23 protein-coding genes are annotated in these 24,846 nt (G+C 70.9%); 16 read left to right on the forward strand and 7 right to left on the reverse strand.

Annotated elements, in window-relative coordinates; translation table 11 throughout:
- Window positions 1-4: 4 nt before the first annotated feature.
- Complete coding sequence (locus tag HB662_RS04230) at window positions 5-1,180, forward strand: M20 aminoacylase family protein (protein WP_168047425.1); 1,176 nt, start codon at window positions 5-7, stop codon at window positions 1,178-1,180.
- Window positions 1,181-1,266: 86 nt separating this feature from the next.
- Here the strand turns inward: HB662_RS04230 and moaB are convergent, their stop codons facing one another.
- The 3 genes from moaB to HB662_RS04245 all read right to left on the reverse strand — a co-directional run bounded on the left by moaB (window position 1,267) and on the right by HB662_RS04245 (window position 4,609).
- Complete coding sequence (gene moaB, locus HB662_RS04235) at window positions 1,267-1,806, reverse strand: molybdenum cofactor biosynthesis protein B (protein ID WP_168047427.1); 540 nt, start codon at window positions 1,804-1,806, stop codon at window positions 1,267-1,269.
- A 49-nt stretch (window positions 1,807-1,855) separates the two neighbouring features.
- A complete protein-coding gene (locus HB662_RS04240) occupies window positions 1,856-3,625 on the reverse strand; it encodes a lytic transglycosylase domain-containing protein (RefSeq protein WP_245185395.1) in 1,770 nt (589 codons plus the stop codon).
- A gap of 177 nt (window positions 3,626-3,802) precedes the next feature.
- Entirely contained in the window at window positions 3,803-4,609 is an 807-nt protein-coding gene (locus HB662_RS04245; RefSeq protein ID WP_168047431.1) for a uracil-DNA glycosylase, read from the reverse strand.
- Window positions 4,610-4,854: 245 nt separating this feature from the next.
- Between HB662_RS04245 and HB662_RS04250 the strand changes: the two genes are divergently transcribed.
- From HB662_RS04250 to HB662_RS04265, 4 genes are all read left to right on the forward strand, one after another.
- The gene (locus HB662_RS04250; RefSeq protein ID WP_168047433.1) at window positions 4,855-6,528 is read left to right on the forward strand and encodes an electron transfer flavoprotein-ubiquinone oxidoreductase; all 1,674 of its coding nucleotides are present in this window, start codon (window positions 4,855-4,857) and stop codon (window positions 6,526-6,528) included.
- A gap of 51 nt (window positions 6,529-6,579) precedes the next feature.
- Window positions 6,580-8,184 (forward strand): hypothetical protein, encoded by a 1,605-nt coding sequence (locus HB662_RS28745; protein WP_209443079.1) that lies wholly within the window; start codon window positions 6,580-6,582, stop codon window positions 8,182-8,184.
- Window positions 8,185-8,322: 138 nt separating this feature from the next.
- Window positions 8,323-8,793 (forward strand): GlcG/HbpS family heme-binding protein, encoded by a 471-nt coding sequence (locus HB662_RS04260; protein WP_168047435.1) that lies wholly within the window; start codon window positions 8,323-8,325, stop codon window positions 8,791-8,793.
- A 127-nt stretch (window positions 8,794-8,920) separates the two neighbouring features.
- Window positions 8,921-9,529 (forward strand): glutathione S-transferase family protein, encoded by a 609-nt coding sequence (locus tag HB662_RS04265; protein WP_168047437.1) that lies wholly within the window; start codon window positions 8,921-8,923, stop codon window positions 9,527-9,529.
- A 3-nt stretch (window positions 9,530-9,532) separates the two neighbouring features.
- Here the strand turns inward: HB662_RS04265 and HB662_RS04270 are convergent, their stop codons facing one another.
- Window positions 9,533-10,087 carry a hypothetical protein gene (locus HB662_RS04270; protein ID WP_168047439.1) on the reverse strand — a complete coding sequence of 185 codons (555 nt, stop codon included), beginning with the start codon at window positions 10,085-10,087 and terminating at the stop codon, window positions 9,533-9,535.
- A gap of 227 nt (window positions 10,088-10,314) precedes the next feature.
- Here HB662_RS04270 and ispH point away from each other — a divergent pair, with 227 nt between their 5' ends.
- The 4 genes from ispH to HB662_RS04290 all read left to right on the forward strand — a co-directional run bounded on the left by ispH (window position 10,315) and on the right by HB662_RS04290 (window position 14,095).
- Window positions 10,315-11,295 carry a 4-hydroxy-3-methylbut-2-enyl diphosphate reductase gene (gene ispH / locus HB662_RS04275; protein ID WP_168047441.1) on the forward strand — a complete coding sequence of 327 codons (981 nt, stop codon included), beginning with the start codon at window positions 10,315-10,317 and terminating at the stop codon, window positions 11,293-11,295.
- Between the two features lie 10 nt (window positions 11,296-11,305).
- Entirely contained in the window at window positions 11,306-12,286 is a 981-nt protein-coding gene (locus tag HB662_RS04280) for a homoserine kinase (RefSeq protein ID WP_168047443.1), read from the forward strand.
- 28 nt (window positions 12,287-12,314) lie between these two features.
- Window positions 12,315-12,758, forward strand: a complete 444-nt coding sequence (rnhA, locus tag HB662_RS04285; RefSeq protein ID WP_168047639.1) for a ribonuclease HI — start codon at window positions 12,315-12,317, stop codon at window positions 12,756-12,758.
- A 77-nt stretch (window positions 12,759-12,835) separates the two neighbouring features.
- On the forward strand, window positions 12,836-14,095 hold the full coding sequence (locus HB662_RS04290) for a hydantoinase/carbamoylase family amidase (RefSeq protein ID WP_168047445.1): 1,260 nt from the start codon (window positions 12,836-12,838) through the stop codon (window positions 14,093-14,095).
- A gap of 31 nt (window positions 14,096-14,126) precedes the next feature.
- Here the strand turns inward: HB662_RS04290 and HB662_RS04295 are convergent, their stop codons facing one another.
- Window positions 14,127-14,861 (reverse strand): GntR family transcriptional regulator, encoded by a 735-nt coding sequence (locus tag HB662_RS04295; protein WP_168047447.1) that lies wholly within the window; start codon window positions 14,859-14,861, stop codon window positions 14,127-14,129.
- A gap of 219 nt (window positions 14,862-15,080) precedes the next feature.
- Between HB662_RS04295 and HB662_RS04300 the strand changes: the two genes are divergently transcribed.
- The 3 genes from HB662_RS04300 (at window position 15,081) to HB662_RS04310 (ending at window position 19,133) form a co-directional block, all read left to right on the forward strand.
- Window positions 15,081-16,394, forward strand: coding sequence for an aspartate aminotransferase family protein (locus HB662_RS04300; protein ID WP_342449436.1), 1,314 nt, complete (start codon window positions 15,081-15,083; stop codon window positions 16,392-16,394).
- A gap of 32 nt (window positions 16,395-16,426) precedes the next feature.
- Window positions 16,427-18,016, forward strand: coding sequence for an ABC transporter substrate-binding protein (locus HB662_RS04305; RefSeq protein WP_168047449.1), 1,590 nt, complete (start codon window positions 16,427-16,429; stop codon window positions 18,014-18,016).
- A 76-nt stretch (window positions 18,017-18,092) separates the two neighbouring features.
- Entirely contained in the window at window positions 18,093-19,133 is a 1,041-nt protein-coding gene (locus HB662_RS04310) for a phosphotriesterase family protein (RefSeq protein ID WP_168047451.1), read from the forward strand.
- A 64-nt stretch (window positions 19,134-19,197) separates the two neighbouring features.
- Here HB662_RS04310 and HB662_RS04315 read toward each other — a convergent pair whose 3' ends face one another.
- Window positions 19,198-19,800 (reverse strand): TetR/AcrR family transcriptional regulator, encoded by a 603-nt coding sequence (locus tag HB662_RS04315; RefSeq protein ID WP_168047453.1) that lies wholly within the window; start codon window positions 19,798-19,800, stop codon window positions 19,198-19,200.
- 201 nt (window positions 19,801-20,001) lie between these two features.
- On the opposite strand from HB662_RS04315, the gene HB662_RS04320 reads away from it, so the two are divergent.
- The 4 genes from HB662_RS04320 (at window position 20,002) to HB662_RS04335 (ending at window position 24,500) form a co-directional block, all read left to right on the forward strand.
- Window positions 20,002-20,499 carry a (2Fe-2S)-binding protein gene (locus HB662_RS04320; protein ID WP_168047455.1) on the forward strand — a complete coding sequence of 166 codons (498 nt, stop codon included), beginning with the start codon at window positions 20,002-20,004 and terminating at the stop codon, window positions 20,497-20,499.
- A complete protein-coding gene (locus HB662_RS04325; RefSeq protein ID WP_168047457.1) occupies window positions 20,496-21,563 on the forward strand; it encodes an FAD binding domain-containing protein in 1,068 nt (355 codons plus the stop codon). Before HB662_RS04320 ends, HB662_RS04325 begins: the two co-directional genes overlap by 4 nt.
- Complete coding sequence (locus HB662_RS04330) at window positions 21,556-23,796, forward strand: xanthine dehydrogenase family protein molybdopterin-binding subunit (RefSeq protein WP_168047459.1); 2,241 nt, start codon at window positions 21,556-21,558, stop codon at window positions 23,794-23,796. Before HB662_RS04325 ends, HB662_RS04330 begins: the two co-directional genes overlap by 8 nt.
- A 113-nt stretch (window positions 23,797-23,909) precedes the next feature.
- Window positions 23,910-24,500, forward strand: coding sequence for an exopolysaccharide biosynthesis protein (locus tag HB662_RS04335; protein ID WP_168047461.1), 591 nt, complete (start codon window positions 23,910-23,912; stop codon window positions 24,498-24,500).
- Window positions 24,501-24,519: 19 nt separating this feature from the next.
- On the opposite strand, the gene HB662_RS04340 is transcribed toward HB662_RS04335, so the two are convergent.
- A complete protein-coding gene (locus HB662_RS04340) occupies window positions 24,520-24,756 on the reverse strand; it encodes a PCC domain-containing protein (RefSeq protein ID WP_168047463.1) in 237 nt (78 codons plus the stop codon).
- Window positions 24,757-24,846: the final 90 nt, after the last annotated feature.

Here is a 24,846-nt window from a genome sequence, read left to right on the forward strand (position 1 = left end):
AAGAATGCCGATCAACAACCGGATCGCCGCGATGCAGCCCGAGATGGAGGTGTGGCGCCGCGACCTGCACATGCATCCGGAGCTGCGCTTCCAGGAACACCGCACCGCCGCCCAGGTGGCGAAGCTGCTGGCTGGTTGGGGCATTGAGGTGCACACCAATATCGCCACCACCGGCGTGGTCGGCGTGCTGCGTGGCAATGGCGGTGGCAGCCGTAGCATCGGCCTGCGCGCGGACATGGACGCGCTGCCGATGACGGAGGCCACCGGCCTGCCCCATGCGTCGCAGACCCCCGGGGTGATGCATGCCTGCGGCCATGACGGCCACACCACCATGCTGCTCGGCGCCGCCAAGTACCTGGCGGAGACGCGCAACTTCGACGGCACCGTGCATTTCATCTTCCAGCCCGCCGAGGAAGGCGGCGCCGGGGCCAAGGTGATGATGGAGGAGGGCCTGTTCACGCGCTTCCCCTGCGACAGCGTCTACGGCATGCACAACGACCCGTCCCTGCCGATCGGCGAGGCGGATATCCGCGACGACGTGATGATGGCCGCCGCCGATGGCTTCACCATCACGGTGCGCGGCAAGGGCGGCCACGCGGCGCGGCCGCATGGCGGCATCGACCCCGTCGTGGTCGGCGCGCAGATCGTCATGGCGCTGCAGACCATCGTGGCGCGGCGCGTGGATCCGCTGGAATCGGCGGTGATCTCCACCACGCAGTTCCATGCCGGCACCGCCAGCAACGTGATCCCCGACGAGGCGATGCTGAACGGCACGGTGCGCACGCTGAACCCCGCCGTGCGGGACCTGGTCGAGGCGACCATGCGCCGCGTGGTGGAGGCGACGGCGGCAGCCCATGACGCGGTGGCGGAAATCACCTACCAGCGCGGCTACCCGCCCACCGTCAATCATGCGGAGAATGCCAGGCTCGCCGCGCGGATCTGCGCCGGCATACTGGGCGAGGGCAAGGTCCGCCGCGACATGCCGCCGGTGATGGGCGCGGAGGATTTCTCCTACATGCTGCTGGAGAAGCCGGGCGCCTATATCAAGCTCGGCCAGGGCGCCGGCGCCAAGGGCAGCGCGCCGGTGCATACGGTGCAGTACGACTTCAACGACGACCTGCTGCCGATCGGCGCCAGCTTCTTCGCCGGCATCGTGGAGCAGGAGCTGAAGCGAGGGTAGGACGGCGACAGCCCCCCACCCCCGACCAGCCTCCGGTGTTGCGGCAGCGCCGCAACCCCCGCCGGCGGGGGAGGGAGAGGCGGGCCTTACGCGGCGCGCAGGTGTTCCTGCAGGCGCGGCATCAGCTCCACCAGGTTGCAGGGGCGGAAGCGGGCATCAAGCTGGTGCACCAGGATGTCGTCCCAGGCATCCTTGCAGGCGCCGGTGCTACCCGGCAGCGCGAACAGGTAGGTGCCGCCCGCCACCCCGCCGATGGCGCGGGACTGGATGGTGGAGGTGCCGATCTTCGCATAGCTCAGCATGCGGAACAGCTCGCCGAAGCCGGTGATCTCCTTCTCCAGCACCCGGGCGAAGGCCTCCGGCGTCACGTCCCGGCCGGTGATGCCGGTGCCGCCGGTGGTGATGACGCAATCCACCTGCGGATCGGCGATCCAGGCGCGGAGCTGCGCCTCGATCAGCGCGGCCTCGTCGCGCAGGATCTCCCGCGCCGCCAGCTCATGCCCCGCCGCCGCGATGCGTCCCACCAGGGTATCGCCCGACCGGTCCGAGGCCAGGTCGCGGGTGTCGGAGACGGTGAGCACCGCGATCCGCACCGGGACAAACTTTCTCGACTCATCGATCGGCATGGGCCGCGTCTTTCTGCTGCAACGGTGCAGAGATAGGCGCGGCAGAGCCTCAGCGCGAGATCAGCATGGCGGCGACGGCGGGCGCGCCCTGGAATTGCGGGAAGCGCCCGGTGGCCAGCGCATCCAGGGATGGCGAGGGCAGGCCAAGCCGCGCGGCATAGATCCAGGAATAGGCCAGCACCCGCTGCACGAAGGCGCGGGTTTCCCCGACCGGGATGCTCTCGATGAACAGGAAGGGGTCGGACCGGTGCCGCACCGCGGGCAGCCAGCGGGACAGGTTGCCGGGGCCGTTGTTGTAGGCAGCCAGCAGGCGGATCAGGTCGCCATCCACCTGTCCCGTCTGGGCCAGGTAATGGACGTAGCGCTGCCCCACCTCCAGCGAGAAGCCGGGGTCGTGCAGCCGGGCGACATTGGCGCCGCGCAGGCTGCTGTCGCCGGTCACGTAGCTGGCGGTGGCCGGCATGATCTGCAGAATGCCGCGCGCCCCGGCCGGGGAGATGGCGGCCGGGTTGAAGTTGGATTCCTGCCGGGCCAGCGCATAGACCAGCGCCGGGTCCATGCGGAAGCCGTGCATCGGCTCCAGCCGCGGCAGCGGGAAGCGGGCGAAGTCGCGCGGCCTTCCATCGGCGGATTGCGACAGCGCGGCGAGCTGGGACGCCAGTTCCGGCATGTTGGCCTGGGTCGCCACCAGCAGCATCGCCCGCACCACGCCGGCATTGCCCTGCACGCGCGGCCACAGCGCCCGCAGCTCGGCCTCGGCCCGGCTGTTCTGGCCGATCTGCAGCAGTGCCAGGGCGCGCCAGCCGCCGGCGGTCTCGGCGATGGCGGCGGCCTCGTTCTCCCCGGCCACCTCGCGCTGCCAGGCGAAACCCATGGGCAGGCCGAGGGCGCGGCGGGCGACCAGGCCGTAGAAGGTGCGCGGTTCCTGCGCCGCCTGCATCATCCACGGCACATAGGCCTGGGGCCGGCGGGCGCGTACCGCGGCGCGGGCGGTCCAGAAGGCGGCGGCGGCGCGGGTGGCCGGGGCTGCGATCTCGGATCGCGCGGCGTGCTCGAAATAGGCCAGCGCCGCTTCCGGGCGGTTCAGCGCCCAGGCGGCGAGGCCGGCGATATAGCCGGGGAAGGCGCTGCCACCGGAATGCCGCGCAGCCTCGGCGGCGATCCGGAAGGCGTCCTCGTCCTTGCCCTGCTGCAGCAGGATCTGCGCCACCTCCGCTTTCAGCAGCGCCTCATAGGCGTCGCTGGCGCGGCTGCGGGCGATATTGGCCAATGCGCCGGCGATGTCGCCATCCCGCGCCCGTTCGCGCACCGTGCGGTCCAGCGGGGCGTAGCGGATGATCCGGCGGGCGGTGGGCTCGCGTTCCTCCGGCACCACCTCGGTGCTGTCGGACAGCATCTCCAGCGCCGGGGCGGCGGGCAGCGCCATGCCGGGGGGTGCGCGGCGGGCCAGGATGGCGTGGATGGCGGGGGCGTCGGGGTGGTCGCTGAAATCGGTCAGCCAGGCGACCACTTCCGGCAGTGGCGGCGATACGCCGGCCTTCAGCCAGCGATCGGCCAGCACATGGCCGACCAGCCTGCGGTCCTGCAGCCGCTCCATCTCCCGCGTCGCCTGCGCGGTCTCGCCCTGGGCATGGAGCGCGAAGATATGGCGAAGGCGCGCCGCATCCGACGGCGCTAGGGGTTGCGGGAACCCGGCGTCCCGGCCCTGCGCCGCAGGGTTCGGAACACTGAAGGCGGCCTGTTCGACCCGTTGCGCGACGGCAGGGACCTGAGCCCCCAGCGTCAATGTCGCCCCCAGCAGCAGGGCCCGCGCGATCATGCGAAGGTGATCCGCCGGCGGGGAACGCCGGGCCATTTGGCAGAACGCTTGCATGGCGCCCCACCCCTACCGGCCGGGCTAAGCCCCTGGCAACCCTATATTCGATCTGCCGTTTACGGTTTTGAGACGGCTTTCACGGAATCAATCCTTTACCGGATTAAGCTGCGGCGGATTTTTTCAGCCCGGCTGCGTCTCGCCATCCAGTGTGCGCCGCAACAAGACCAAGTCCATCCAGGCTTCCCGCTTCGCCGCCGGGCTTCGCAGAAGGTAGGCGGGGTGCAGGGTGGGCAGCGCCGGGATGCTGCCCTCCGGCATCGCCACGCTATGCCAGCGGCCGCGCAGCCGCGTGATGCCGTCCTTTGCCCGCAGCAGGGATTTGGCCGGCGTGCCGCCCAGCAGAACGATGTGGCGCGGCCGCACCAGGGCGATGTGGCGCAGCAGGAAAGGCAGGAACAGCGCCACCTCGCCATCCGTCGGCGTGCGGTTGCCGGGCGGGCGCCAGGGCAGGATGTTGGTCAGGTAGAAGTTCTTTGTCCGGTCCAGGCCGATGCTCGCCATCATCCGGTCCAGCAATTGGCCGGAGACGCCGACGAAGGGGCGGCCGAGCCGGTCCTCATCCGCGCCCGGCGCCTCGCCGATCATCATCAGGCCGGATTCCGGCACGCCATCACCGAAGACCAGGTTGGTGGCGGTATCGCGCAGCGGGCTGTCGGTTTCCGCGATCGCGGCGCGCAATGCCTCCAGGCTGCCGGCTTGCGCGGCGCGGCCGGTGGCGAGCGCGGCAGGAGTCGGGATGGCCGGCAGGATCGCGGGCGTGGGTGGCGGCCGTACCGGAGCCTGCAGCGGTTCCGGCGCGGCATCCGGCTGCGGAGCGGCCGGCGCGGCGAAGCGGTCCAGCGGCGCCGCATCCAGCGCCTCATCCACCCCCCAATCGATCTGCAGCCGCAGCGCGGCCAGCAGCTCCTCGCGCAATCCTGCCTGCATGGGTGTGATATCGGGCCGCTTCGGGGTTCCGCGCAATGGGTGGCGACGCTACATCCCTGGCAGACCATTCGAGAACACCAGCGGGTCGGTTTCGCTGGGCTTTTCCGCCCCTGGAGCGTTCCCAGGCTTGCCGGTGCAACCAGCATCGGCCGCGCCCGGCTCCTTCCCAGGACGAAAGATCCCGCGCGAATCCCAGCCGCCGGCGTTGCCGGATGGTCTCTCAGCAGAACGCCGGAGGAACAGTGATGTCGGATGGGGCCGAACAGCGGGAATCGATGGAGTTCGACGTGCTGGTGGTCGGCGGCGGCCCTGCCGGCCTCGCCACCGCCATTCGGCTCAAGCAGGCCCGCCCGGACACCAATGTGTGCCTGGTGGAGAAGGGCGGCGAGATCGGCGCGCATATCCTCTCGGGCGCCGTGCTCGAGCCCCGCGCGCTGGATGAGCTGATCCCGGATTGGCGTGACGACCCGCCGGCTCTGGCCACCGCTGTCACCGACGACCGCTTCATGATGCTGACGGAAACCCGCGGCTTCAAGCTGCCGACCCCGCCGCAGATGCACAATGAGGGCAACTACGTCGTCTCCCTCGGCAATGTCTGCCGCTGGCTTGGCGCCAAGGCGGAGGCGCTGGGGGTGGAGATCTATCCCGGCTTCGCCGCCTCCCAGCTCATCATCGAGGAAGGCCCAGGGGGAGCCCAGGTGCGCGGCGTGGTGGCGGGCGTCGCCGGCATCCAGAAGGATGGCAGCAAGGGCCCGTCCTACGAGCCAGGCATGGAGCTGCGCGCCACCTACACGGTGTTCGCGGAGGGCTGCCGCGGCAGCCTCGCCAAGATGCTGTTCGACACTTTCAACCTGCGCGAGGGCGTGGCGCCGCAGACCTATGCGCTGGGCATGAAGGAGCTGTGGGAGATCCCGAAGGACAAGCACACCCCGGGCCTGGTGTGGCATTCCACCGGCTGGCCGCTGCCGTCCGACACCTATGGCGGGTCCTGGCTGTACATGCTGGGGGACAACCTGGTCTCGGTCGGCTTCGTCGTCGGGCTGGACTACCCGAACCCCTGGCTGTCGCCCTTCGACGAATTCCAGCGCTTCAAGACCCATCCTGCCGTGCGCGGCTTCCTCGAAGGCGGCAAGCGCATCGCCTATGGCGCCCGCGCGCTGAACGAGGGCGGCATCCAGGCGGTGCCGAAGCTGGTCTTCCCGGGCGGCATGCTGGTGGGCGACGCCGCCGGCTTCCTCAACGTGCCGAAGATCAAGGGCACGCATACCTCGATGAAATCCGGCATGGTGGCGGCGGATGCCATCGCCGAGGCGCTTGCCGGCGAGGCCCCAGGGGAGGCCCCGCCGCCGGTGCTGGAGAGCTACCCGACCGCGCTGAAGGCGAGCTGGGTGTGGTCCGAGCTGGAAGGCGTGCGCAACATCCGCCCGGGCTTCGCGAAATACGGCTTCTGGGGCGGCATGGCGGCCGCGGCGCTGGATACCTACGTGCTGCGCGGCAAGGCACCCTGGACCTGGGGCCACCATGCGGACCATGAGACGCTGAAGCCGGCCGCCGAGTCCAAGAAGATCGCCTATCCGAAGCCGGATGGCGTGCTGACCTTCGACCGGCTGTCCTCGGTGTTCCTGTCCAACACCAACCACGAGGAACACCAGCCCAGCCACCTGGTGCTGCGCGACCCGGCCGCCTGGAAGGGCACGAACTGGGACAAGTTCGCCTCCCCGGAAAGCCGCTACTGCCCGGCCGCGGTGTATGAGGCAGTGGGCGCCGAGGCCGGCAACGGCGATGGCGAGATGCACCTGGTGATCAACGCGCAGAACTGCGTCCACTGCAAGACCTGCGACATCAAGGACCCGCTGCAGAACATCGACTGGAAGACCCCGGAAGGTGGCGGTGGACCGAACTACATCGGCGGCATGTAGCGCACCCTCGCAGCGCGTCGCCGCATCGCCCGTCGTCGCATCGTCCCGGGCATGAGCGCGGCGACCGGCCCGGTACCCGCCCGCCGGCCGGCGGCGCGGATGGCTGCGGCGCGAACGGCGCCGGCCGAGGTGGCGCCGGTTCGGCTGGCGCGGCCGATGATGGTCCTCGGCCTGCTGCTCGGGCTGGCGGCGGACCTGCTGCAGCCGCTGCTGCCGCTGGCCGGTCTGCTGGCGCTGGGCACCGCGCTGCTGCTGGCCCTGGCGCTGGCGCTGCGCGCGCGATGCGCCGCCGGCAGGGCGGCCGGGTTGCTGCTCGGGCTGGCAGGGCTGGCCGCGGCGCAGATGCTGGCGGGCGGGCCGCGTGGCGTGCTGGCCCAGCATGTGCCGGCGGTCGCCGCCTGGCAGGCGTCGGCGCTGCACCTGCCGCCACAACCCTGGCCGGTGGAGCGGCTGCGCGCCGCCCTGGCCGCACCCGGCGCCCGGCCCTTGCCCTTCCCGGATTCGGCCGATTCGCATCTGTTCAACGCGCTGGTGCTGGATGCGCGGGGCGACCGGCGCGGCGCCGCCGCGGCACTGGTCGCCTCCCTCGCAAGGCGGGAGACGCCGCGCCCGGATGCGCTGCTGCTGCATGACGCGCTGATGGGCTGGCCGGATGCGCAACCCATCCTCGCCGCCGCCGCATTGCCGCCGGAAGCCGCCGCATTGCTGCGCGCGCTGCGATTGCCCGCTGCCGCCGCCCGCGTGGCGGCGCTGGAGGCGATCCTGGCCCGGCCGCCCGCCGAGGGCCGGCCGCCCGCCGAGGGCCTCTCCGCCGGGGCCGCACCCGCCCCCGGCACGGCCCGGGCGCCGGATGCGATGGTCGCCCTTGCGGCGCTGGCCCATGCCCGCATCGCCGCCACTCTGCCTGATGGCCCCACCGTGGCGGAGGCGGCGCGCATCGCCCCGGCGGTGGAAGCCTTCGCCGACGAGGCCCGCTTCGCCACCTTTGCCGGCCAGTTCCTCGACCCGAGCCGCGCCCGGCAGCTTCGACAGGGTGTCGCCACGCTGGATTGGGTGCGGGAGGTGGCGGCACGGCGCCTGGCCATCACCACCCTGGCGCCGCCGCCCGGCCTGACCGACCAGCCGATCCTGCTGCGCCTGGCGCCGCCGGAGCCAGCCCGCGCGGTGCAGCTTCGCGTCGGCGAGGCCTGGGTGGAGGTGCCGCGGGAGGATGGCGTGCCCACCCTGCGCCTGCCGCGCCCCTTCGCGCCGCAGCGCCTGGTGCTGCGCTACCTGGACCGGAACGGCGTGGCCTCCGCCGAGCTGGTGCAGGATGTCGATCCGGCCGGGATCATCCGCGCCGGGGCGCAGCAGGCGCTTCGCCGGCAGGGGCCCTTCGGCCTGTACCAGCCCGGCTGGACCGCGCCCGGCCAGGTCAACCCGCTGCCGATCGCCGGCGCGCTGCGGGCCGGCCTCAGCGCCATCGAATGGTGGACGGAGGTCGAGCCGACGCCGCGACGGGTGCCGGTGGAGGTGCCGGATTCGGTGCTGCTCGCCGGTGATGCACCGCGGATCCTGGTGGAGTTCACCCCGCCGGAGGAGGCCCGCACGCTGGTGCTCGCGGCGATCTATGCCGATGGCAGCCGCAGCGAGCCGCTGGCCCTGCCGATCCGCTAGAAGCCAGGGACGCTAGAAGGCCGGGACGCTAGAAGCCAGGGCCGCTAGAAGGCCGGGCCGCTGAACGGCCGCCCCCTTCCCGTGCGGCCCGGTTGCAGGCACAGGAACCCACCAACCCCCATCGGAGAAACGCCAACCATGACGCACCAGGCCCCCGCCGGCTTCCAGCATGGCATCACCACCGCCGCCGCCCGCACCATTCTGGACGCCAGCCTCGCCAAGGGGCGGGAGCTGGGCCTCGCGCCGCTGACCGTGGTGGTACTGGATGCCGGCGGCCACCTGAAGGCGGCGCTGAAGGAGGATGGCAGCAGCCTGCTGCGGCCGGACATAGCCTGGGGCAAGGCCTTCGGCGCCATGGCGCTCGGCTTCGGGTCGCGCGAGATGGCGCGGCGCAGCCAGTCCATGCCCGGCTTCATGAACGCGCTGTCGGACCTCGCCGGCGGCCGGTCGGTGCCGGTGCCGGGCGGCGTGCTGGTGCGCGCGGCGGATGGCGCGGTGCTGGGCGCGGTCGGCGTCTCCGGCGATGTGTCGGACAAGGACGAGATCTGCGCGGTGGCCGGCATCCAGGCGGCGGGGCTCATCGCCGATACCGGCGACGCGCCCGCCTGATCCACCCGGGTTACGGGCCGGCTCAAATGGACCGGCCCAAATGGACCGGCCAAATGGACCGGCCAGATGGACCGGCGCGCGGTTGCGGGGCAGATTTGTCCCGCAACCGCAAGAGACTCGACAAATCATGCTCCGAATCCATGGCATCGCCCGCTCCCGCGCCTTCCGCTGCATCTGGGCGGCGGAGGAGGCCGGCCAGGCCTATGAGGTGGTGCCGGTGGGCTTCGGCCCCGGCCTGAAGGACGCCATCACGCCGATCAACCCGAACGGGAAGATCCCGGCGCTGGAGGATGGCGGGCTGGTGCTGTTCGAGAGCCTGGCGATCAACCTGCATATCGGCGCCAAGGCCGGCGCGCCGCTGATGCCGGCGGGCGACGACGGCGCGCGGGTGCTGCAATGGACGCTGTGGGCGGCGACGGAGGCCGAGCCCCAGGCCATGCAATGGGCCTACAACACCTTCATCCTGCCGGCCGACCAGCGCGACCCGGCGCTGGCCGCCGCCGGCGCCGCTTCCCTGGCGCAGCGGCTTGCGGTGCTGGAGGCGCATCTGGCGGCCGGCGGCCCCTGGCTGCTCGGCACCGGCTTCACCATGGCCGACTGCAACCTGGCCAGCGTGCTGTACGGCGCCTGGGCCAATAAATTCGACCTGGCGCCCTTTCCCAAGGTGAAGACCTGGCTGGACGCCGCCTTCAACCGCCCGGCGGCACTGGCCGCCCGCAAGCAGCGGGAGGGCTGACCCTCAGCGCGGCCCGCGGGCGCGGTTCAGGGCGAGTTCCTCGGGCGTAAGCTGCAGGCTGATCCGCACCGTGTAGTCCACGGCGCGGACGCCCTGGCCGAGCGGCATGGAAAGCCGCGCCGTCTGCCCCTGGATGGTGGTGCGGACCACGTTCGGGCCGAAGGTGACGCGGCTGGTGAAGGCCTGGCGGTCCAGCAGGGCGGCGTCGCCGGCATCCGACAGGGCGACGAACCAGGGCAGCTCCAGCGTGCGGCCTTCCGCCGCCGGGCCGCGCTCCACCTCGAAGCGCGGCGTCACGCGGACATCGAGCGCGCTGCGGTCGCGGCCGGCAAAGTCGCAATTCGCCTGGAAGCCGGCGATCCGCGCATCCGCGGTCAGCGCCGTGAGGTCGCCGCTGGCGCCGGCACGGAAGCGGGTCAGGTCCGCGCCGTCGGCCAGGATCACGATGCGCGGACAGGGCGCCTGGCTTGCGGCGGAGGTCAGGCTCTGGTTGCCGCCACAACCCGCCAGCAATGCCAGCCCGGCCAGCGCCGCCACACCCATGCTGCTTCGTGCCATCACGGCGCATTCTCCCATCGCAGCCGGCCGCCTGCGAAGCGGACCCTTTGAAGCGGGCCCCGCGGCCGGTAAGGTGGTGCATCGGCACCACGCGCTGCGTCTATCGCATCGCCGGCGCCGTCCGACCATCCCCGCCCCGCCTTCGGGGCGCAGCCCTGGGGCATCATTCCCGGGCCGTCATTTCCGGGACCACCATTCCCGGATGCAGCGAGGCGCCGAGCACCCATATGCCCGAGACCATGATGCCCAACCCCTCCCCCAAGCCCCCGCTGAAGGTGCTGCTCGCCGGCCCGCGCGGATTCTGTGCCGGGGTCGATCGCGCCATCAAGATCGTCGAGGAGGCGCTGAAGCGCCACGGCGCGCCGGTCTATGTGCGGCACGAGATCGTCCATAACCGCTTCGTGGTGGAAAGCCTGGAACGCCAGGGCGCCGTCTTCGTCGAGGAACTTTCGGAAATTCCCGATGACGGGAGGCCCGTCGTGTTCTCCGCCCATGGGGTGCCGAAATCGGTGCCGGAGGCGGCGGCGCAGCGGAAGATGTTCGCCCTCGATGCCACCTGCCCGCTGGTCTCCAAGGTCCACCGGGAGGCGGAGCGCCACCACGCGCGCGGCCGCCACATCCTGCTGATCGGGCATGAGGGCCATCCGGAGGTGATCGGCACCATGGGCCAGCTGCCGCCCGGCGCCGTGACCCTGGTGGAGGATGCGGCGCAGGCGGAGGTGGTGGTGCCGCCGGGCGACCTGCCGCTGGCCTACACCACGCAGACCACGTTGTCCGTCGATGACACCGCCGGCATCGTCGCCATCCTGCAGCGCCGCTTCCCGACCATCGCCGGGCCGGCGAAGGAGGATATCTGCTACGCCACCACCAATCGCCAGGCCGCCGTGAAGGCGATCGCGGCGCGGGGGGCGGAGCTGGTGATCGTGGTCGGCGCGCCGAATTCCAGCAATTCCGTGCGGCTGGCCGAGGTGGCCAAGCGCGCCGGGGCGAAGCGGTCCCTGCTGGTGCAGCGCGGCGCCGCGCTGGACCCGACCATGGCGGATGGCTGCACCACCATCGGCCTGACCGCCGGCGCCAGCGCGCCGGAGGTTCTGGTGGAGGAAGTGCTGGCGAAGCTCGCCACCCGCTTCACGCTGGAGGTGGAGGAAGTGGTGGTGGCCGAGGAAAAGGTGGTGTTCCGGCTTCCGCCCGCACTCGCGGCCGAATAGACCCCGTTTCATGGCTGTCTATACCGAGGTGACGGATGAGGCGCTGCGCGCCTTCCTCACGGATTACGAACTGGGCGGATTGATCGCCTTCCGCGGCATCGCGGAGGGGGTGGAGAACTCGAACTACGCGCTGCGCACCGAAAGCGGCGACTTCGTCCTCACGCTGTACGAGCGGCGCGTCGATCCGGCCGAGCTGCCCTATTTCCTCGGCCTGATGGAGCATCTGGCACGGGCCGGCCTGGCCTGCCCCACCCCGGTGCGCGGCCGGGACGGCGAGGCGCTGCGGGAATTGGCCGGGCGGCCGGCGGCGATCTGCACCTTCCTGGAGGGCGTCTGGCCGCGCCGGGTGCGGCCGGAGCATCTGGCCCCGCTCGGCGATGCGCTGGCCCGGCTGCATGCGGCGAGCGGCGATTTCGCTGGCCGCCGGCCCAACGCGCTCGGCCCCGCCGGCTGGGCGCCGCTGCTGGAAGCCTGCCGCGGCCGGGGGGATGAGGTGCAGCCCGGGCTGATGGCGGAGCTGGAGGCGCAGCTTGCGGACATCCTGGCCGGCTGGCCGGCGGCTGACGCGCTGCCGGTCGGGCAGATCCACGCCGACATGTTCCCGGACAACGTGTTCTTCCTGCCCGATGCCGAGGGCAGGCCGCGCGTTTCCGGCATCATCGACTTCTACTTCGCCTGCACCGACCTGCTGGCCTACGACATCGCCGTCTGCCTGAACGCCTGGTGCTTCGAGGCCGATGGCGCCTTCAACCTGACCAAGGCGCGGGCGATGCTGGCGACCTACCAGGCGGTGCGGCCGCTGAGCGCGGCGGAATGCGCGGCGCTGCCGGTGCTGTGCCGCGGTGCCGCGATCCGCTTCCTGCTGACCCGGCTGTATGACTGGACCCACACCCCGGCGGATGCGCTGGTGACCCGGAAAGATCCGTTGGAATACCTCAGGAAACTGCGCTTCTTCGCGCGGGTGGAGAGCCCCGGTGCCATCGGTGCTTGAGACGCACCCGGCCGAGCCGGGACCGCCGCTGGAGGAGCGGCCCTTCGTCGAAATCTGGACCGATGGCGGCTGCAAGCCGAACCCGGGACCCGGCGGCTGGGCGGCCATCCTGCGCTCCGGCGGCACGGAGAAGGAACTGACCGGCGCCGACGCCGAGACCACCAACAACCGCATGGAACTGACCGCCGCCTGCGCCGCGCTGGAGGCCTTGAAGAAGCCCTGCCGCGTGGTGCTGCACACGGACAGCGAATATGTCCGCAACGGCATGGAGCGCTGGATCAAGGGCTGGGTGCGGAACAACTGGCGCAACGCGGCCAAGCAGCCGGTGGCCAACTACCCGCTCTGGCAACGCCTGCTGACGGCGGCGAAGCCGCATGAGGTGGAGTGGCGCTGGGTGCGCGGCCATGCGGGCGATGTGATGAACGAACGCGCGGATGTCCTGGCAACCCAGGCGCGGCAGGGGCTGGGGTAGAGCATTTCAAGCCTTGCGGCTTCGCAAGGCAACCCGGAAGCGGGGTTTCGGCGCACGCCCCAAAGGGAGATGTCGGCATGACATTCGATGCGACGCTGGCTGGGATCGCGAAGCAGGCCTGGGACGTCATGGAGGAGATCGGCCACCTCACCGGCACGAAGCAGGCGGGCATCACGCGCCCCTGCTACGGCGAGGGCGAGCAGCTTGCCGCGGAACGGGTGACGGCCTTCGCCCGCGACCTCGGGCTGGCGCTGCAGCCGGACCGCTACGGCAATCTGCATGTCATCGTGCCGGGCTCGGATCCGCAGGCCAGGGCCATCATGACCGGGTCGCACCTGGATTCGGTTCCCGGCGGCGGCAATTACGATGGGCTGGCCGGCGTCATGGCCGGGCTGGCGGTTGCCGCGGCGGCGCTGCGGAGCGGCGGGCATCGGCGCGGCATCCATGCCGTCGCGATGCGCGGCGAGGAAAGCCCGTGGTTCGGCACCGCCTATGTCGGCAGCCGGCTGATGCTCGGCCATTCGACGCTGGCGGAGATCAGCGGCCTGCGCCGCATCGACAGCGGCCGGACGCTGCAGGACCATCTCGATGACCTCGGCCTGGCCGATGCGCCGGAGATGCCGATCTCGCGCGATACGGTGGCCGGCTTCCTGGAACTGCATATCGAGCAGGGGCCGCTGCTGACTGCCGCCGCGTTGCCGGTCGGCATCGCCACCGATATCCGCGGCAACATCCGCTACCCGGAAGCCCGCTGCCTTGGCGAGTACGGCCATTCCGCCGCCCTGCCGCGCGCCTTCCGCCACGACGCGGTGCTGGCGGTGGCCGAGCTTGCCCTCGCCTTCGAACGGTTCTGGGAGGAGACGGAGCAGCGCGATCCCTCCTGCGTCTTCACCATGGGCAAGTTCGGCACCGACCCGGCCACGCACGCCATGACCAAGGTCCCCGGCGAGGTCCGCTTCAGCTTCAATGTCGGCTCGATCCGGGAGGATGTGATCGCCGAGGCCGATGCGCTGCTGGCCCGCCTGCTCGACAGCATCGCCCAGCGCCGCGGGGTGCGGTTCGAGATGGGGCCGCGCTTCGGTTCCATGCCGTCCCACCTCGATGCCGCCCTGGTTGCGGCCGTGGAGGGGGCGGCCGGGGCGCTCGGAATCGGCTGCACGCACCTCGCCACCGTCGGGCATGACGCGGCGATGTTCCACCAGGCGGGCATCCCGGCCTCGGTGATCCTGGTCCGCAATGCGAATGGCAGCCACAACCCGGCGGAGAGCATGACGGAAGCCGATTTCGTGCGCGGGGCCCGGGTGCTGGGCGGGGCGGCCCTCCGCGCGGCGGCTTAGCCGGACACGCGCCGCGGCTTACACCAAATCCTCATTCCGGGCGCTTCGTCCTGCGCCGGTGCAGCGAGAGGGAAACAGGAGCGCGGACCTCCGCGTTGCGCCCGGCCCTGCCGATGGCGGCGAGCCGCTCGGCGGCGGTGTCGTCGCCCTCGAAGCGCACCTTCGACTGGATGAAGCGCGTCGCCTCCTCGATCTCGCGCCGCAGCAAGGCCGCGGCAGCCTCCCCGGCGCCGCGGCGCAGCGCGTCGAGCATCGCCGCGTGGTTGTGCCGCAGGCCGCCCGATGCGGCGACGAGAGCGCCCACGGACCGGAATAGCGGCCCGCGTCGCAGCCACAGGGTCTCGATCAGGCCCAGCAGCAGCGGGGCCTGCGCGGCGCGGTAGATCCGGAACAGGAAGTCGCGATCCGCCGCCTGGGCGGCATCGGCATCGGCCGCCTCCCGCGCCGCGTCATGCGCGGCCACCAATCCGGCCAGCTCCGCCAGATCGGCTTCGGGAAGGTGGGCCGCGGCCAGCCGTACCGCCAGCGGCTCCAGTTCCGCCCGCACCGCGCTGAGTTCGGCGAAGCCAGCCCGGGTCAGCCGCGGCACCACGGCGGTGCCGGAGGGCAGCATGTCCAGCGCCTGCTCCGCGGCCAGGCGCCGTAGCGCCGTGCGCGCCGGCATGGCGCTGACGCCGAGCGATGCCGCCACCCCACGGATGGACAGCCGGTCCCCGGGCAGAACCGCGCCGCTGACCAGCGCCTCCCGCAGCCGGCGATAGGTCATCTCCTCCAGGGGCAGCCCTTGCTCCTCCGGCGACGGCAAAAATGCGATAGCGCTTCCTGACATTATGTGATCACATTTCCACCGTTTCTGGCACCGCCGGTTGGTCTTTTGGCGTCATCACGTTGATGTCGGCTGGAAGTGGCCAAGCGGCAAGAGCGTTCCTTGCAAGCCGTTGGAGTCCCCGATGCCCATTTCCGCCCGATGCCGGAGCCTGCGCCCGTGAGCGCCGCCGTGAAGCTTCGCAACAGCGACCTCGCCTCGGCAGTCGCGGAGGCGCGCGAAGCCTATGTCGCCGCGCATCCCGCCAGCCAGGCCCTGCATGAGCGCGCCCGCCAGGTCATGCCCGGCGGCAACACCCGCAGCGTGCTGATGTATTCGCCCTTCCCGACCGCCATGGAGAAGGGCGAGGGCTGCCATCTGCGGGACGTCGATGGCCGCGACTACCTGGACCTGTGCGGCGAATACACCGCGGGGCTGTTCGGCCATTCCGAACAGCGCATCCATGATGCGGTGCGCGAGGCGCTCGGGCGGGGCCTCAACCTTGCGGCGGTCGGCGCGGCGGAAACCTCGCTGGCCGGCCTGATCTGCGGCCGCTTTCCCTCGGTCGAGCTGGTCCGCTTCACCAATAGCGGCACCGAGGCGAACCTGATGGCGCTGACCGCCGCGCGCGCCTTCACCGGCCGCGATGCGGTGCTCGCCTTCCGCGGCGGCTACCATGGCGGCGTGCTGCTGTTCCCGCTCTCCGGCACCAACCCGGCCACCGTGCCCTTCCCCTTCGTGATGGCCGACTACAACGACGTGGAAGGCACCGTCGCGCTGATCCGCGAGCACGCGGACCGGCTGGCCGCGGTGATCATCGAGCCGATGCTGGGCAGCGGCGGCTGCATTCCGGCGCGGCCCGATTTCCTCGCCGCGCTGCGCCAGGCGACGACGGAAGCGGGCATCGTGCTGATCTTCGACGAGGTGATGACCTCGCGCATGAGCGGCGGCGGCATGCAGGCCCGGCTGGGCATCACGCCCGACCTGACCACGCTGGGCAAGTACATGGCCGGCGGCATGTCCTTCGGCGCCTTCGGCGGCAGCGCCGACATCATGGGGCTGTTCGATGGCCGCATCGCCCATGCCGGCACCTTCAACAACAACGTCTTGTCGATGGCCGCCGGCAATGTCGCACTCGGCAAGATCTTCACCCCTGAAGTCGCGGAGACGCTGTTCGCCCGCGGCGAGGCGATGCGCGCGCGGCTGAACGGCATCCTCACCGGCATGGGCACGACGATGCATTTCTCCGGCATCGGCTCGATGGCCACAGCGCAGTTCCGCGCCGGCCCGATCGAGCGCCCCGAACCACCGACGGCGGAGGAGGAAGCGCTGCGCGAGCTGTTCTTCTTCGACATACTCGCCAGCGGCATCTACCTCGCGCGGCGCGGCATGATCGCGCTCAGCCTGCCGGTCGGCGAGGCGGAGCTCGACCGGCTCGCCGCCGCCGTGGCCGATTTCGCCGAGGCCCGCGCCGCCCTGCTGCCGCGCGCCTGAACCCCCCCTTTTCCAGACGAGGAGACCCGCCCATGGATCGACGCCGATTCCTCGCCACATCCGCCGGACTGGTCGCAGCGGGCGCGGCGCCCGCGCGTGCCCAGCGCAACGACCGTCGCGTGCTGCGCTTCGTGCCGCAGGCCAATCTGACGGCGCTGGACCCCGTCTGGACGACGGCGGCGGTGACCTCCGTGCATGGCTACACGGTGTTCGATACGCTGTACGGCACCGACGATTCCGGCCGCATCCGCCCGCAGATGGCCGAGGGACACAGCGTTTCCGATGACGGCCTGACCTGGACCATCCGCCTGCGCGAAGGGCTGCGCTGGCATGACGGGGAACGCGTGCTGGCACGCGATTGCGTCGCCAGCCTGCAGCGCTGGAGCCGGCGCGACGTCTTCGGCCAATCCCTCGCCGCCGCCGTTGAGGAATGGGGCACGACGGATGACCGCACGCTGCGGATCCGCCTCAAGACCCCCTTCCCGATGCTGCTCTCGGCCATCGGCAAGACGGCGTCCAACATGCCGCTGATGATGCCGGAGCGGCTGGCGCGCACCGATCCCTTCCGCCAGGTGACGGAGATGGTGGGCTCCGGCCCCTATCGCTTCCTGCAGGATGAATACGTCTCCGGCAGCCGGGTCGCCTATGCGAAGTTCGATGGCTATGTGCCGCGGCAGGAGCCGGCCGAGAACACCGCCGGCGGCAAGGTGGCGCATTTCGAGCGCATCGAGTGGCACGTGCTGCCGGACAGCGCCACCGCCGCGGCTGCGTTGCAGGCGGGCGAGGTGGATTGGTGGGACCAGGTGAACCCGGATCTCACGCCCCTGCTCCGGCGCAGCCGCAACCTGCGCGTCGCGGTGAACGATCCGGCCGGCTACATCGGCACGCTGCGCTTCAACCACCTGCATGCGCCGTTCGACAAGGCGGCGGTGCGCCGGGCGATTCTCTACGCGGCGAAGCAGGATGACTATCTGCGCGCGATCACCGGCAACGACCCCGAGATCTTCAGCGAGTGCCATTCCATGTGGCCCTGCGGCACGCCCTATGGCCGCGAGACCATCCCGCCCGAGCTGCTCGGCAAGCCGGCGGACATGGACCGCGCCAAGCAGATGCTGCGCGATGGCGGCTACAACGGCGAGAAGGTCGTCATCATCAACCCGAGCGACCTGCCGAGCATCGCGCCCTTCGGCCTGGTGACGGCGGACCTGCTGAGCCGGCTCGGCATGAATGTCGAGCTGATCGAGACCGATTGGGGTTCGGTCGTGCAGCGCCGCGTCAGCAAGGAGCCGATCGATCGCGGCGGCTGGTCCATCTTCCATACCTGGTGGCCGAGCCCGTCGATCCTCAACCCCGCCACCAGCCCGATCCTGCGCGGCCAGGGCGAGCGCGGCTGGTTCGGCTGGTACAGCAATCCCCGGGTCGAGGAGCTTGCGGCACAGTGGCTGCAGGCGCCGACCGAAGCGGAGCAGGCGCAACTGGCCGAGGAGATCCAGCAGGAATCCTTCCGCGAAGTTCCGGTGGTGCCGCTCGGCCGCTACTTCATCCGCACCGCCTACGACGCAAGGTTGACCGGCTTCCTGAAAAGCGCCTCCAGCTATCCCTGGAACGTCCGCTGGGCCTGATGCCGATGCCATCACACCCGATGCCGTCACACCCGATGCCGTCACACCCGATGCCATCACACAAGGAGAGAGATGCATGCGCCTGACGCGCGACGAGATGCGGGGCAAGGCCCAGACGGTGCTCGGCCTTGTCGATCCGGCCGAGCTCGGCCCGACCTTGATGCATGAGCATCTGATCTGGAACATCACCCACCCCAGCCAGCGCCGGCCAGATGTCAGCGGCGGGCCGCAGCCCGGGCAGTACTGGGACCTGCTCAACAGCCACGTCGGGGATATCCGCAACACCACCCAGAAGGACCGCGACGTCGCCGCGCGCGCGACGCAGGAAATGGTGGATGCCGGCGGCAAGACGGTGGTGGAGCTGACAATCGGCGGGCTGGAGCCCGACCCGGAAGGCCTGGCGCAGGTGGCGCGGCAGACCGGCGCGCATATCGTCATGGGCTGCGGGCACTATGTGCATTCCTACCAGGACCCGGCGAACCACGACCGCAGCATCGACAGCTTCGCGAAGGAGATGGTGGATCAGGTCCAGCAGGGCGCCTGGGGTACGGATGTGCGGGCCGGCATCGTCGGCGAGATCGGCTGCGAATGGCCGTGGACGGACCTCGAGAAGCGCGTGCTGGCCGGTGCCGTCATCGCACAGCAGGAAACCGGCGCGTCGCTCACCATCCATCCGGCGCGGCACGAGGACCATCCCTCGATGCTGGTGGAGTTCCTGCGCGAGCACGGCGCGGACATGTCGCGCACCATCATCGACCACATCGACCGCACCATCTTCGACGATGACCGGCTGTTCCGCCTGGCCGATGCCGGGGTGATCCTGGAATGGGACCTGTTCGGGCAGGAGAACACCTACTACGCGCATTCCGACATCGACATGCCGAATGACGGCATGCGGCTGCGCACCATCCGCCGGGTGATCGATCGCGGCCATCTCGACCAGGTCGTGATCAGCCACGACATCTGCCACACCATCCAGTTCAGCGAATGGGGCGGGCACGGCTATGCCCATATCCAGAACAAGGTGCTGCCGCACATGCGGAAGCGCGGCTGGAAGGAATCCGAGATCGAGGCGATCATGGTCGGCAACCCCCGCAGGCTGCTGACCTTCATCTGAGACCCCGCCTTACCGGGGGCGTGCCTTGCCCGGCCGGGGGACTTCGCCCGGCCCGCGCCAGGCTTCAGCCGCGTTCGCCAGCCCGCGCCGGCGGACCGCCCTGCGGAAGCCGCAGCCCGTCCATGAAGACATCGAGCAGGCGCATCACCTGCGCCTGCCAGTCCGGTCCATCCTGCAGGTAGCACAGCCCGACGACGGCCCGCAGCAGGTCCTCCGGGCCGATGTCGCGCCGGATCTCGCCGGCCTCGGCCGCCGGGCCCAGCAGCATCCCGATCGCCTCATGCAGCTTGCCACTGGTGTAGGCCATCAGCTCCGGCGGCTTGTGCGCGGCCAGTGCGAGCGCCGCGGCCATGCCCTTCTTGGTCGCGACGAACTCCACCAGCGCCTGCGACCAGCGGCGCAGGCCGGGCAGGTCCGGGCTGAGCTGCCGGGCGAGCTCCGCTAGCTGCTCCACCTCGCGCCGAAAGACCGCCTCATACAGCGCCTCCCGCGTCGGGAAGTGGCGATAGAGCGTGCCGATGCCGACGCCGGCCCGCCGGGCCACGGTTTCCAGCCCGGCCTCCGGGCCGCCCTGGCTGAACACCGCCTTCGCCGCCTCCATCACGCGTTCGCGATTCCGGACGGCATCGGCGCGAGGCTTGCGCGGTCGGCTGGGCTCCTCGGTCATGGTCGACCCGAATCTCCTCTTTAAAAAACGGAGGCATCCTCCGTTTGCTCTTGCAAGCGGAGGCACCCTCCGCATATGACCCCGCGGCAGCAGATCGGATAGGCCCCGCTGCCAAGCCGGGCGACGGATTCCAATGCCGTGGCAAGCTAATTCGCCCCGCCCCGCCGGCCTATCCGCAAACGCCCCCATCGGAGGCTCCGCATGAGCTATTTGGTCACGCTCACCATCAACCGGGTCCCGCGGACCGTCGAGCTGGACGATCCGCGCGTCACCCTGCTGGACCTGCTGCGCGAGCGGCTGGACCTGCCCGGCACCAAGAAGGGCTGCGATCGCGGCCAGTGCGGTGCCTGCACCATCCTGCTGGATGGCCGCCGCGTGAACGCCTGCCTGGCCCTGGCGATCAGCCATGACGGCGCGGATATCCTGACCATCGAGGGCCTGGCGGAGGGGCAGGCGCTGCACCCCGTGCAGGCCGCCTTCATCGCGCATGACGCCTTCCAGTGCGGCTTCTGCACCCCCGGCCAGATCATGAGCGCCATCGGCCTGATCGGCGAAGGCCAGGCCGGCGACGATGCCGAGCGGGTGCGGGAGGGGATGAGCGGCAATCTCTGCCGCTGCGGCGCCTATCGCGGCATCACCGAGGCTGTCCTCGAAGCGACGCGGATCATGGCCGACACCACGCAGGAGAAGGCGGCATGAACCGCTTCGAATATGTACGACCGCGCAGCGTGGCCGAGGCCGTCGCCGCCGCCGCGATTCCCGGCAGCGCCTATCTCGCCGCCGGAACCAACCTGCTCGACCTGATGAAGATCGGCGTCGCGCGGCCGGAACGGCTGATCGACCTGAACCACCTGCCGGACCTCGACATCATCGAGCAACTGCCGGATGGCACCGTGCGGATCGGCGCGCAGGTGCGCAATGCCGACCTGGCGCATGATCCCGATTTCCGCCAGCGCTTCCCTGTCGTGGCGGAGGCGTTGCTCTCCGGCGCCTCGGCGCAGCTGCGCAACATGGCGACCGTTGGCGGCAACCTGTTGCAGCGCACGCGCTGCGCCTGGTTCCAGGACACCGCCAGCGCCTGCAACCGCCGCGCACCCGGCAGCGGCTGCGACGCGCGCGGCGGCGAGAACCGCATGCATGCCGTGCTGGGCTGGAGCGAGCACTGCATCGCCACGCACCCGTCCGATTTCTGCGTGCCGCTGGTGGCGCTCGACGCGGTGGTGGAGATCGAGGGGCCGGCGGGCCGCCGTGAAATCCCCCTGGCCGATTTCCACCTGCTGCCCGGCGATACCCCGGAGCGCGAAAGCGTGCTGGCGCCTGGCGACCTCGTCGTCGCGCTGCGGCTGCCGGCCGAGGCCGCCGGCTTCGCCGCGCATGCCCGCTACGCCAAGCTGCGCGAACGCACCTCCTACGCCTTCGCCGTGGTCTCCGCCGCCGCCGCGCTGCGGATCGCGGATGGCCGGATCACCGAGGCCCGGCTGGCGCTTGGCGGTGTCGCGGCGAAGCCCTGGCGGGCGCGGGCGGCGGAAGCCGCGCTGGCCGGTGCCACGCCCGATGCCGCGGCCTTCCGCCGCGCCGCGGAAGCCGCGCTCGCCGAGGCGCGGCCCTCCGGCGACAACGGCTTCAAGATCGAGCTGGCACGGCGCATCGCGATCCGTGCGCTGACGCTCGCCGCCGCCGGCACGCCGGACCGGCTGCCGGCCCTGCCCGCCTCCGCCTTTGCCTCCTCATCCACCCCCCGGCCCCGAGGTCTGCATGTCTGAGATCCAACACATGCGGCATGGCTCCAGCATCGGCCAGCCGGTCACGCGCCGCGACGGCGTGCTGAAGGTCACCGGCCAGGCGCGCTACGCCGCCGACAACCACCCATCGGGCATGCTGCACGCCGTGCTAGCGGTCAGCCGCATCGCCCGTGGCCGCGTCGCCTTCCTGGATATCCAGTCGGCCCGGGCGCATCCCGGCGTGGTCGAGGTGATGGTCACGGCCAACCGGCCGGCCCTGGCGCTGCATCCGGACGACAAATCGGTGCCCTTCTCCTTCAGCATGGACCTGCTGCAGGACGACCGCGTGCGCTACGCCGGCCAGCCCATCGCCGTGGTCATCGCCGAGACGCTGGAGGCGGCGACGGAAGCCGCCGCCCTGCTCGCGCCGCGCTACGAGGCCGAGCCGGTCGAGGTCACCCTGGATGCCGCGGGGGCCTTCGTGCCGGAAAGCGTCGGCGTCGGCGCCCCGGCCGAGATGTGGCACGGCGATGTCGAGGCCGGGCTGGCCGCGGCCGCGCAACGCATTGAGGCGACCTACGAGACGCCGCTGCAATTCCACAATGCGATGGAGCCGCACTGCGTCGTCGCCGCCTGGGACGGCGATGCGCTGTCGCTGGACCTGCCGACGCAGGGCCTGGCGCTGACGCAGATGCGCCTGGCCGCGCTGCTGGGCATCCGGATGGAGGATCTCCACATCCGCAGTCCCTTCCTGGGCGGCGGCTTCGGATCGAAGCTACTGACCGGGCCGCAGGTGCTGGGCATCCTCGCGGCGCGGCTCGTCGGGTGGCCGGTGAAGCTGGTGCTGACGCGGGCGCAGATGTACGGCCCCGTCAGCCATCGCTCGCCGACCCGGCAGACGCTGCGCCTCGGCGCCGCGCAGGATGGCGCACTGGTCGCCATCCACCACCATGTCCGCACCGCGACCAGCCGCTTCGACGAGTTCCTGGAGCCATCGGCCGGCGTCAGCCAGGCGGTATATGCCGCTCCGGCGATCGCGATCACCAATGAGGCGGTGCGGCTGGACACCGGCACGCCGGGCTTCATGCGCGCCCCCGGGCTGGCCAGTGGCAGCATCGCGCTGGAAAGCGCGATCGATGAGCTGGCCGATTCCTGCGGCATGGACCCGCTGGACTTCCGCCTGAAGAACTACGCCGAGGTCGAGCCGGTGTCCGGCAAGCCGTTCTCCTCCAAGGCCCTGCGCGAATGCTATGCGGAGGGCGCGGCGCATTTCGGCTGGGCCGGCCGGCCGCTGGCGCCGCGCCGGATGCGGGACGCGGACGGGCTGCTGGTGGGTTGGGGCGTCGGCACCGCCACCTTCCCGGCGCATATGTTCCAGGCCGAGGCGCGCGCGGTGCTGCGGCGCGATGGCAGCGGGCTGATGGAATCCGGCACGCACGACATGGGTCAGGGCGCCTGGACCGCTTTCGCGCAGATCGCGGCCGACAGCCTTGGCCTCGGGCTTGACCGGCTGGAGTTCCGCGCCGGCCATTCCGACCTTCCGAATGCCGGCATCGCCGGCGGCTCCGCCCACACCGCCAGCGCCGGCGGTGCCATCCATGCCGCGGGCGGCCAGGCGATCGCGCGGCTGGCGGAGCTGGCCCTGGCCGATCCGCGCTCGCCGCTGTTCGGCGCCGGCAATGTCGGCGTGGTGGCCCGCGGCGGCCGGCTGCTGCGCCGGGACGACGAGAACCGCGGCGAGAGCTATGCCGACATCCTCGCCCGTGCCGGCCTCGACATGGTCGAGGGGCGCGGCAGCGCGGCCGCGGATGCCGCCGCGACGGAACGCTACGCGATGCACGCGCATGGCGCGGTCTTCGCCGAGGTGAAGGTGGACCCCGAGCTCGGCCAGATCCGCGCCACGCGCCTGGTCGGCGCCTTTGCCGCGGGCCGGGTCATCAACCCGAGGCTGGTGCGCAGCCAGTACTATGGCGGCATGATCTGGGGGCTGTCCTTCGCCCTGCACGAACGCGCCGCGATGGACCCGCGCACCGGACGCATCATGAATACCGACCTGGCCGAGTACCACGTGCCGGTGAATGCCGACGTCCCCTCGGTGGAGGCGATCCTGGTCGAGGAGCAGGATCCGCATGTGAATGCGCTCGGCATCAAGGGCGTCGGCGAAATCGGCATCACCGGCACGGCGGGCGCGATCGCCAATGCGGTGTGGCATGCGACCGGCGTCCGGATCCGTCATTTTCCGATCGCGATCGAGCAGACCAGCCGCGCGGCCTAGGCTGATGGGCCGGCGGGGTGACGCCGCCGGCCCATCAGCCACCCCCGTCCGCGGAACCGTCCCACGGAACCGGCCGGGGGGCAGCGAGTTTGGCATCGGCAGCAAGGTGACGCATGCCGGACGAACGCACCCATACCCTCAGCGATGTGCTCGATCAGCTGGAAGGCTCGGCACAGGGAGACAGCATCACCGTCGAGCAGGTGGTCGAGAAGCTTGGGCACCAGTCCTTCGCCTCGCTGATGCTGATCTTCTCGCTGATCTCGACCTCCCCCGCGAGCGCGATCCCGGGCCTCACTGCGACCGTGGCGGTGATCGTCTTCATCCTCGCGGTGCAGATGATCGCGGGGCGGGACAGCGTGTGGCTGCCGCAATTCATCACCCGCCGCCAGATTTCCACCCGGAAGCTCTGCAAGGGGATCGGCTGGCTGCGCAAGCCAGTCCGCTTCGTGGAACGTTACTTGGGTGAGCGGCTCACCTGGCTGCTGCACCGGCCGTGGCTTCTCCTGCCCCTGGTGCTGATCATGGGCCTGACGCTCTTCATGCCGCTGATGGAGGTGATCCCGACTTCCGGCTCCATCGCCTCCGCCGTGATCGCGCTGTTCGCGGCCGGGCTGCTGGCGCGGGACGGCGCGGTGGTGGTGGCATCCATGGTCCTGCTCTCCGCCGTGCCGGTGGCCGTCTGGTATTTCGGCTTCAGCGGCTGAGGCGCGGCCTCGGCCCGGATCAATCCAGGCGGACCTCCACCTGCTCCTCCACCTGGATCGGCTGGTACGCCTTCGTCTGCCAGTCGAAGAAGCGGAGGGTGGCACGCCGGAACGCGCCGATGGCGGAGACCTGCGCCGCGGAAAGTTTCTGCTCGGTCGCGAACCGGCCGAGGCAATCCTGGATCTCGTCATCGGTGGCCAGCACGACGACGAAGCTGCGCTGCCCATGTGCCTCGTGGATCAGCTTGCTCTTCATGCGGCTCTCCCGGCTGCGGTCCCTGGCATTCGCAGTGGAAGTCGCCTGGGCGGCCGGAGTTCCGGCAGGCGCGCCCAGGCAGTTGCCGCC

Source organism: Falsiroseomonas frigidaquae, assembly GCF_012163145.1.
Lineage (GTDB): Bacteria > Pseudomonadota > Alphaproteobacteria > Acetobacterales > Acetobacteraceae > Falsiroseomonas > Falsiroseomonas frigidaquae.

Excerpts from the sequence above, each read along its gene's own strand:
- HB662_RS04260 (WP_168047435.1), top strand. The coding sequence starts at position 8,323 with ATGACGCACCAGGCCCCCGCCGGCTTCCAGCATGGCATCACCACCGCC.
- ispH (WP_168047441.1), top strand. The coding sequence starts at position 10,315 with ATGCCCGAGACCATGATGCCCAACCCCTCCCCCAAGCCCCCGCTGAAG.
- HB662_RS04270 (WP_168047439.1), bottom strand. The coding sequence starts at position 10,087 with ATGGCACGAAGCAGCATGGGTGTGGCGGCGCTGGCCGGGCTGGCATTG.
- HB662_RS04335 (WP_168047461.1), top strand. The coding sequence starts at position 23,910 with ATGCCGGACGAACGCACCCATACCCTCAGCGATGTGCTCGATCAGCTG.
- HB662_RS04305 (WP_168047449.1), top strand. The coding sequence starts at position 16,427 with ATGGATCGACGCCGATTCCTCGCCACATCCGCCGGACTGGTCGCAGCG.
- HB662_RS04310 (WP_168047451.1), top strand. The coding sequence starts at position 18,093 with ATGCGCCTGACGCGCGACGAGATGCGGGGCAAGGCCCAGACGGTGCTC.
- HB662_RS04245 (WP_168047431.1), bottom strand. The coding sequence starts at position 4,609 with ATGCAGGCAGGATTGCGCGAGGAGCTGCTGGCCGCGCTGCGGCTGCAG.
- HB662_RS04320 (WP_168047455.1), top strand. The coding sequence starts at position 20,002 with ATGAGCTATTTGGTCACGCTCACCATCAACCGGGTCCCGCGGACCGTC.
- HB662_RS04280 (WP_168047443.1), top strand. The coding sequence starts at position 11,306 with ATGGCTGTCTATACCGAGGTGACGGATGAGGCGCTGCGCGCCTTCCTC.
- HB662_RS04290 (WP_168047445.1), top strand. The coding sequence starts at position 12,836 with ATGACATTCGATGCGACGCTGGCTGGGATCGCGAAGCAGGCCTGGGAC.
- HB662_RS04265 (WP_168047437.1), top strand. The coding sequence starts at position 8,921 with ATGCTCCGAATCCATGGCATCGCCCGCTCCCGCGCCTTCCGCTGCATC.
- HB662_RS28745 (WP_209443079.1), top strand. The coding sequence starts at position 6,580 with ATGAGCGCGGCGACCGGCCCGGTACCCGCCCGCCGGCCGGCGGCGCGG.
- HB662_RS04340 (WP_168047463.1), bottom strand. The coding sequence starts at position 24,756 with ATGAAGAGCAAGCTGATCCACGAGGCACATGGGCAGCGCAGCTTCGTC.
- HB662_RS04240 (WP_245185395.1), bottom strand. The coding sequence starts at position 3,625 with ATGATCGCGCGGGCCCTGCTGCTGGGGGCGACATTGACGCTGGGGGCT.
- HB662_RS04325 (WP_168047457.1), top strand. The coding sequence starts at position 20,496 with ATGAACCGCTTCGAATATGTACGACCGCGCAGCGTGGCCGAGGCCGTC.
- HB662_RS04250 (WP_168047433.1), top strand. The coding sequence starts at position 4,855 with ATGTCGGATGGGGCCGAACAGCGGGAATCGATGGAGTTCGACGTGCTG.
- HB662_RS04230 (WP_168047425.1), top strand. The coding sequence starts at position 5 with ATGCCGATCAACAACCGGATCGCCGCGATGCAGCCCGAGATGGAGGTG.
- HB662_RS04295 (WP_168047447.1), bottom strand. The coding sequence starts at position 14,861 with ATGACCTATCGCCGGCTGCGGGAGGCGCTGGTCAGCGGCGCGGTTCTG.
- moaB (WP_168047427.1), bottom strand. The coding sequence starts at position 1,806 with ATGCCGATCGATGAGTCGAGAAAGTTTGTCCCGGTGCGGATCGCGGTG.
- HB662_RS04330 (WP_168047459.1), top strand. The coding sequence starts at position 21,556 with ATGTCTGAGATCCAACACATGCGGCATGGCTCCAGCATCGGCCAGCCG.
- HB662_RS04315 (WP_168047453.1), bottom strand. The coding sequence starts at position 19,800 with ATGACCGAGGAGCCCAGCCGACCGCGCAAGCCTCGCGCCGATGCCGTC.